Origin of the sequence: Roseburia faecis (genome assembly GCF_001406815.1) — a bacterium.
Taxonomy (GTDB): Bacteria; Bacillota; Clostridia; order Lachnospirales; family Lachnospiraceae; genus Roseburia; species Roseburia faecis.
In genome coordinates this window covers 1-6,964 of sequence record NZ_CVRR01000032.1, presented here as the reverse complement: position 1 = coordinate 6,964, position 6,964 = coordinate 1, and the positions used below count along the sequence as shown (strand labels likewise).

Below are 6,964 nucleotides of genomic sequence, written 5' to 3'. Positions count from 1 at the left end.
CGGTCTTAAGCAGACAAAGGATATTTCCTTATAATCTTCTGGAACATTCTCTGTTCCGTCCAGATGATAGAACTCATAGTAAACTCTGTTTTTGTCTTTTACTTCTCTGTAGTAGTTTTTATGGTAAAGTTCTCCGTACTGCATTCGGTTTTTAAGTTGTTCCTTTCGGGCATTGCGAAGAATCTCTGCCAGTGTATCTCCAAAATCAACAATCCTTACCTTTTTTCGTTTGGTTGGTCCGATGATATTCTTGTGCCTTGAACCATCATATCGGATACTGCGTCTGATTGTAAGGCACTGTTCTTCAAGATTCACATCCTGCCATGCCAGACCACAGGCTTCACCGATACGAAGTCCTGCATAATAAGCTATCTGGATTGGAAGTATTGCCGGTGGATTGTAATTCTGTAGAAATTCAATCAGTCTTTCATAATCCTCTCGTGGAATTGGCTGTATATCGCCATCCATGTCATCATCGGAAAACAGGTCAACCTCATCCGTCTGGTATTTCAGCTTAATATACTGCATCGGATTGAAAGTGATATATTGCTTTGGTGATACTGCAAATCGGAATGACTGCTGTAATACTGCCGAGAAAGAACGAATGTAATCTTTGCTATAACCTTTTCTTTCTGAACCATCTGGATAAGTGCCACCAAAGGAAAGCAGATCGAAGAAGGCTTGTAAATGCTCAGATGTTACATTTTTCAACTTTCTCTCTGAAATTGGATGCTTCTTGATGTTGGTAATGGCACCGAGGTAATTCTGGACTGTCCCATTACTGAGCGTACCGGTCTTTAATTCTTCCTCTGCCCATATATCAAGTAATTCTCCAACTGTAATATTTTCCGACTTTGCAATGAATTTCTTGCTTTCGTAATCGTCCATTGCCTGACGGAGCAGTTTTTCCGTTTCACTTTTACTTTCTGTTCCAGCGTATTCTTTCTGAACCAGATTGCCGCTTGCATCTTCTACATAGAAGCGGTAGTACCATTTCTTTCCTTTTTTTCTTACAGATCCTTTTGCCATAATCGTGTGTCTCCTTTCGATATCAGACAATCGGAACTGATGAAATGCTTCTTGCGTGTAAGTATATCATAACTCCGGTTGTCGTTCTATACCGAATCGGAATCCTCATACAAAACTTCTGATAAAAGATTTTCAAGCCTTTGTTCTGCCATTTCCGGTTTCTTGGAATAAAGCCTTACGATATCTGCCATGTCGTTAAAGGCATTAACAGTGTGGGTGATCTCCCGGAGAAACATAATCTCGTTATATTCATCATTCGATTCAAACCCCATTACTTTTGCAATATCAGCTTCATTCGTGTTGCCCTTGTAATTCTTGCAGGCAAACTGGAATGATTCCAGAAACAGGTTATATTGCTTTAACATCAACAGCAGTAAATCTTTGGAAAAAGCATCTTCCTTTTTACTAAGGTCGAGAGGTAACTGTTTGAGAATATCGCCCATTGCATCACGAATCTGTAATTCTTTCTTATCCGTAATATCGGTTTCGTATTCATCGGTTTCCCCTCTGAGCCATTCAATAGATACATGAAGTGCTTCCGAAAGACCTTCCAGCACCATCTTTTTGGTATTGTCAATCGAACCATTCTCATAACGCAGGATTGTGGAAGCTGTAACTCCCATCTTCTCTGCAACATAAGGCTGTGTCAGATTTAATTCCAGACGACGCTGTTTTGCCCTGCTGCCTATCAGCTTGCGTAGTTCTTTATCTTTCATGCTGATTGCCTCCTTTTTCGGTATGTATGAATTATAGCATGTACCTCACATAATTGCAATATGCAATTTAATAATTATTTTTAAAATTTCATAACGCTTGACAACACAATATAAAACCGCTATACTAACAGCACAGCAAAAATTGCATAATGCAATTTATAAGGAGGTGACAAGATGACGGAAAGAAAGATTGCATTATCCATCGAGGAAGCAGCCGACTATACAGGAATTGGCAGAAACACTTTGAGAAAGCTGGTTGAATGGAAGAAGCTTCCGGTATTAAAGGTCGGAAGAAAAGTCCTTATTAAAACTGACATTCTGGAAAAGTTCATGGAAGCCAACGAGGGGCGTGATCTGAGGGATAAAGGAAATGTAAAAGCTGTCACAAGAAATGTGGCAACTTAAAAAGGCGGCTTCCTAAGAAACCGCCAAAGGTTCTATCAGACCGAAGCCATGATATACCTACACGCAAGAGGATTATACCATGTGCTTCTCCTGATATGCAACCGGGAACTGTTGTTTATCGGAAAAAGAAAGGATGAAGACGATATGGCGAAATCAACAAAGACTTATGAAGAAAGAATACGTGCATTAGAGAAAAAGGAACAGGAAAGCATTGAAGCTACAAAAAAGCTCATTGCACAGCGGAAGGAACTGGAAAAGCGAAAGAAAGCAGAGGAAAGTAAAAAACGAACCCACAGGCTCTGTCAGATTGGTGGCGCAGTGGAATCGGTTCTTGGCTGTCCGATTGAGGAGGAAGATTTACCAAAGTTGATAGGCTTCTTAAAAAGGCAGGAAACAAACGGAAAGTTTTTCTCAAAAGCGATGCAGAAAGAACCAGTCACAGACATGGAGGAAGTGTAATGGCGGAGGGAGTGGGGGTTCCATTCCCTTCATTGCCTTTGAATGAAAGGCGCACTTATGGACAACCAGAGGTCGTCCTTATAAGTTTGCCACAAGTGGCAACCGGTCTGCGCTTACGCTTGCCGGGCTCGTTCCGTCGGCGGGGCTTTCAGCCAGACCTGCTCATGCCGCAGGGGGCACTCTTGCGCAGAGGGCGTTCCGACAGCTTCACTCCTGCCAAACCAGAAGAAGATGCTGTCGGAAATCAATGCCGGATACGGCAGAAAGGGGGAATCGTATCATGGCGATATTTCACTTTACAGTAAAGATTGTTGGACGCAGTAAAGGAAAATCTGTCATATCCGCATCGGCATATCTTAATGGAGATGTGATGAAGAATGAGGAAACAGGCAGAATCAGTTACTACACTTCCAAAAAGGAAGTCGTCTACACCAGTCTGATAATGTGTGAAAATGCACCTTCTGAATGGCTGCATGTACCGGAAGAAAATATAAAAAGGTTTCAACAGTCTATCCGTTATAAAAGAGCGGACGATAAGGAAGCCGCACTGGAAAAGTTTAAAATCACATTTCAGAAACAGCGGCTATGGAATGAGGTCTTGAAGATAGAAAAAAATGCAGATGCCCAGCTTGGACGTTCATTTGAATTTTCCCTGCCGAAAGAATGGAGCAGACAGGAACAGATTGATTATACAACGGAATATATTCAAAAGACTTTCGTGGACAAGGGAATGTGTGCCGACTGGAGCATACATGATAAAAGGGCAACGTCTGACAAGTCAGCCGTAGGAAACCCACATGTGCATTTACTTGTAACCATGCGACCATTCAATCCAGACCATTCATGGGGCAACAAAGAAGTCAAGGACTGGGATTTTGTCAGAGATACTGACGGAAATATCGTGGTTGATGAATCCCATCCGGACTGGTGGCAGGATAAGAAAAATCCTGACCGTCATGGAATCCGTATTCCGGTACTTGATGAAAACGGAGTACAGAAAGTCGGGGCAAGAAACAGAAAACAATGGAAACGGGTTCTGACCGATGCTACCGGCTGGAACAGTCCAAAAAATTGTGAGTTATGGCGAAGCGAATGGGCAAAGATGTGTAATCGGCATTTATCCATAGACAATCAGATTGACCACCGCTCTTATGAAAGACAGGGCAAATTAAAAGTCCCTACGATTCATGAGGGTGCGGATGCAAGAAAGATTGAGGAAAAATATCTCACCGGGCAGATCAGGAAAGGTTCATGGAAGGTAGCGGAAAACCAGATGATTAAGAAACAAAATGCACTGCTACAGAAGGTAATCACAACCTTTGGTAAGGTATCCGGTGCATTGTCGATGTGGAGGGAGTGGTTGAATGACATTAGAAGAAAGCAAAGAAGTAATTCCCATGATGGAAGAAATGATTACACAGATAGAGGAACAGCAGAATATCATGGCAGAGATGCTTCAGGAGATACAGGAAAAGGACGAGAAACTGATGTGCTTTCAGGAGCAGGAAGAACGATTGCAGCAATTAGAGAAAGAATTGTCAGAGCTGCTACAAATCTTGCCAGATACAGAAGAACTGTTGATGCTTCTGGAAGAAAAGACAGACCAGATACAGAAACTCACAGACGAAAATCAGCAATGGCAGGAATTGGCACAGAAATTAAACAGCGAGAACCGGCTATTGCAGAAACAAAACAGCGAATTACTGAACTTGAACAGCAATTAGAGAAAGGAAGGTTGATTGATGAACGAATTAAGAAACTCAAAGAGCGACGATCAACTGGAAGAGTTGCTTCTGCTGACAGAGCAGATGCAGGAAGAACTCGACCAGAAAGACCGGACTATCGAGAAATTGAAAATGCAGCTCGACGAATCGCTGACCTTGAACGAGAAGTTAAACAGCGAGAACAAAGCAGGGAACATTCAAGCCTTAAAGAACGACTTGAGGAAAACAAAAGAATTATTGCAGAGCGAGAAAGAGAAAACGCTCACCGCAAAGGACATGATAGAGGAATGTCGAGATAAGCTAAGGCAGACAGAACAGGAACGGGACTATGCACTCTCTCATCAGAAAAAAGTAGAGATACCGGTTGAAAAGCCGGTGCTCTATCAAAAGTGTCAGAATTGTAACCAGACAGCTTATCTGAAAGCGAAGGAAAGGTATGATACACAGAGAGAAAAACTGGCAGGCAGATATAAAGCAAAAACAGTCATGTATGAAGCATTGATATTTCTGTTGATATGGTATTCCGTATCAACTACTCTTTTTCAGATGATACGGTCAAAAATATTTATTTCTGATTGCGTGGTATTCTTTGATACAATCGCCACTTTTGTACAGACCATTGCAGGGTGGATTATATCGGCGACAAAGAACATAGCACAGATTAGTAATGGAATATCCAATCCTGTCGTTGCCGGAATTATATACTGGCTGATAAGAATACTGATCTGCGGTGGATGTTTGGTGGGTGCTGGAATACTTGTAGCATTTATAGGGATAAAGATTGCAGAGTTATATAAGAAGTGCTGTTGGGATATGATTACCATAATGGTAATACTTATAAGCATGGCAACAGCTATCTACTTTGGGAAGTGGATAAAGACAACATTGCCAATCAATCTGCTATTTCTCTTATTATTCGTGCAACTGGTATATGTTGGAATCAGGTGGTATGTAAAGGGATGGCGAGAAACAAGGGGATATCATTAAAACAAAAATACCGATATTTTATTGGTACTATATGTCTTTACTTTCGTGCTAATATATATTATAATATTAGCACGAAAGGAGAAAGCATATGACTCAGTTTGAAAAATTAGATTTGTTGTTGCGTGAATGTGGAGGGACAATTCAGACATTTCAAGTTCTAAATAATGGAATTAGTAAGTCTGTGTTTTATGCATATGTGAAGGAACGAGGATTAGAACAAGCTGCTCATGGTGTGTATGTATCGCCGGATACGTGGACAGATGCAATGTACCTTTTGCATTTACGTTGTGGTCAAGCTGTATTTTCTCATGAAACTGCATTGTTTTTTCATGATTTAACGGACAGAGAGCCTTTGAAATACACCATAACAGTAAGAACTGGATATAATCCAAGTCGTTTGCAGGAAGACGGTTTTCAAGTGTACACAGTAAAAAAGGATTTACATGAAATAGGAATCATAGCTATGCAGACATCATTCGGACATTCCGTTCCCGTTTATGACATGGAGAGAACAATTTGCGATCTGCTTCGCAGCAGGAAAAATATTGAAATGCAGGTATTTCAAGATGCATTAAAGCAATATGCAAAACGTAAGGATAAAAACTTACGGATGCTTATGAAATACGCAGCTATGTTTCATGTTGAAAACATACTTAGACCATATTTGGAGGTGTTACTTTAGATGATAACAACGGCAAGACAATTAAAGGATTTAATTCGTAATCTGTCAAAGAAAAAATCCGCAGATGCACAGATTTTGATGCGGAATTATATGATGGAACGTTTTTTAGAACGAATTTCTTTATCAGAGTATAAAAACCAGTTTATATTAAAAGGTGGAATGCTTGTGGCGGCAATGGTTGGTCTGGATGCCAGAGCTACTATGGATCTGGATGCTACCATAAAAGGCACTAATGTTAGTGTGGAGGATGTAGAAATGATTATATCCCAAATTATATCAATTCCACTGGACGATGGTGTTTCATTTCAGGTCAAACGGATATCGGAAATCATGGAAGAAGCAGATTATCCTGGTGTTCGTGTAAGCATGGAAACGAAATTTGATGGTGTAATCACACCATTAAAGATTGATATTTCTACAGGGGATGTAATTACACCAAGAGAAATCAAGTACAAATTTAATCTTATGCTTGAAGACCGCACTATTGAGGTATGGGCATATAATCTGGAAACGGTATTGGCTGAAAAATTGGAAACTGTTGTTAGTCGAAACGTTACAAATACACGAATGAGAGATTTTTATGATATTTATATTTTACAAAAGTTGTATGGAGAACAACTCCAAAAACAAGTTTTATGGACTGCACTTGTGGCTACAGCCAAAAAAAGGGGAACATTAGACCTGATAGAAGCTGAGAATATAAGAGAAATATTTGATGAAATTGAATCAAGTCCGGTTATGGAGACCTTATGGAAAACATATCAAAAAAATTATTCTTATGCTGCTGATATTTCATGGCATGCAATTGTGAAGTCAATCTGTGCATTATATGGAAGTATATTGGAGAATATGTATGACACATAAAAAACTGATATGTAAATTACGTTAGCATTTTGAGTTGCCTAAATTCGAAAGTTAGGAAAATCTTAATAATTTCTCAGGCAATCCATTGTGAATTTAGA

9 protein-coding genes are annotated in these 6,964 nt (G+C 40.1%); 7 read left to right on the top strand and 2 right to left on the bottom strand.

Annotated elements, in window-relative coordinates:
• Nucleotides 1-1,029, bottom strand: a 1,029-nt coding sequence (locus M72_RS10150; RefSeq protein ID WP_055068141.1) for a tyrosine-type recombinase/integrase, incomplete at its 3' end; no start/stop codon positions are given.
• A gap of 86 nt (nucleotides 1,030-1,115) precedes the next feature.
• The gene (locus tag M72_RS10145; RefSeq protein ID WP_003505395.1) at nucleotides 1,116-1,745 is read right to left on the bottom strand and encodes a helix-turn-helix domain-containing protein; all 630 of its coding nucleotides are present in this window, start codon (nucleotides 1,743-1,745) and stop codon (nucleotides 1,116-1,118) included.
• Between the two features lie 174 nt (nucleotides 1,746-1,919).
• On the opposite strand from M72_RS10145, the gene M72_RS10140 reads away from it, so the two are divergent.
• The 7 genes from M72_RS10140 to M72_RS10110 all read left to right on the top strand — a co-directional run bounded on the left by M72_RS10140 (nucleotide 1,920) and on the right by M72_RS10110 (nucleotide 6,866).
• Nucleotides 1,920-2,150 carry a helix-turn-helix domain-containing protein gene (locus tag M72_RS10140; RefSeq protein WP_003505382.1) on the top strand — a complete coding sequence of 77 codons (231 nt, stop codon included), beginning with the start codon at nucleotides 1,920-1,922 and terminating at the stop codon, nucleotides 2,148-2,150.
• 144 nt (nucleotides 2,151-2,294) lie between these two features.
• A complete protein-coding gene (locus M72_RS10135; RefSeq protein WP_040015697.1) occupies nucleotides 2,295-2,609 on the top strand; it encodes a relaxasome subunit MobC in 315 nt (104 codons plus the stop codon).
• Complete coding sequence (locus tag M72_RS10130; protein ID WP_055068140.1) at nucleotides 2,609-2,914, top strand: hypothetical protein; 306 nt, start codon at nucleotides 2,609-2,611, stop codon at nucleotides 2,912-2,914. Before M72_RS10135 ends, M72_RS10130 begins: the two co-directional genes overlap by 1 nt.
• Entirely contained in the window at nucleotides 2,890-4,632 is a 1,743-nt protein-coding gene (locus M72_RS10125) for a MobA/MobL family protein (protein WP_055068139.1), read from the top strand. The genes M72_RS10130 and M72_RS10125 overlap by 25 nt, the downstream gene beginning before the upstream one ends.
• The gene (locus tag M72_RS10120; RefSeq protein ID WP_055068138.1) at nucleotides 4,610-5,320 is read left to right on the top strand and encodes a DUF6040 family protein; all 711 of its coding nucleotides are present in this window, start codon (nucleotides 4,610-4,612) and stop codon (nucleotides 5,318-5,320) included. Before M72_RS10125 ends, M72_RS10120 begins: the two co-directional genes overlap by 23 nt.
• 88 nt (nucleotides 5,321-5,408) lie before the next feature.
• Nucleotides 5,409-6,002: a type IV toxin-antitoxin system AbiEi family antitoxin domain-containing protein gene (locus M72_RS10115; protein ID WP_055068137.1), complete on the top strand. Its 594-nt coding sequence runs from the start codon at nucleotides 5,409-5,411 to the stop codon at nucleotides 6,000-6,002.
• Nucleotides 6,003-6,866 carry a nucleotidyl transferase AbiEii/AbiGii toxin family protein gene (locus tag M72_RS10110; protein ID WP_055068136.1) on the top strand — a complete coding sequence of 288 codons (864 nt, stop codon included), beginning with the start codon at nucleotides 6,003-6,005 and terminating at the stop codon, nucleotides 6,864-6,866. It abuts the gene before it with no gap.
• Nucleotides 6,867-6,964: the final 98 nt, after the last annotated feature.

Excerpts from the sequence above, each read along its gene's own strand:
- M72_RS10145 (WP_003505395.1), bottom strand. The coding sequence starts at position 1,745 with ATGAAAGATAAAGAACTACGCAAGCTGATAGGCAGCAGGGCAAAACAG.
- M72_RS10140 (WP_003505382.1), top strand. The coding sequence starts at position 1,920 with ATGACGGAAAGAAAGATTGCATTATCCATCGAGGAAGCAGCCGACTAT.
- M72_RS10120 (WP_055068138.1), top strand. The coding sequence starts at position 4,610 with ATGATAGAGGAATGTCGAGATAAGCTAAGGCAGACAGAACAGGAACGG.
- M72_RS10130 (WP_055068140.1), top strand. The coding sequence starts at position 2,609 with ATGGCGGAGGGAGTGGGGGTTCCATTCCCTTCATTGCCTTTGAATGAA.
- M72_RS10135 (WP_040015697.1), top strand. The coding sequence starts at position 2,295 with ATGGCGAAATCAACAAAGACTTATGAAGAAAGAATACGTGCATTAGAG.
- M72_RS10115 (WP_055068137.1), top strand. The coding sequence starts at position 5,409 with ATGACTCAGTTTGAAAAATTAGATTTGTTGTTGCGTGAATGTGGAGGG.
- M72_RS10125 (WP_055068139.1), top strand. The coding sequence starts at position 2,890 with ATGGCGATATTTCACTTTACAGTAAAGATTGTTGGACGCAGTAAAGGA.
- M72_RS10110 (WP_055068136.1), top strand. The coding sequence starts at position 6,003 with ATGATAACAACGGCAAGACAATTAAAGGATTTAATTCGTAATCTGTCA.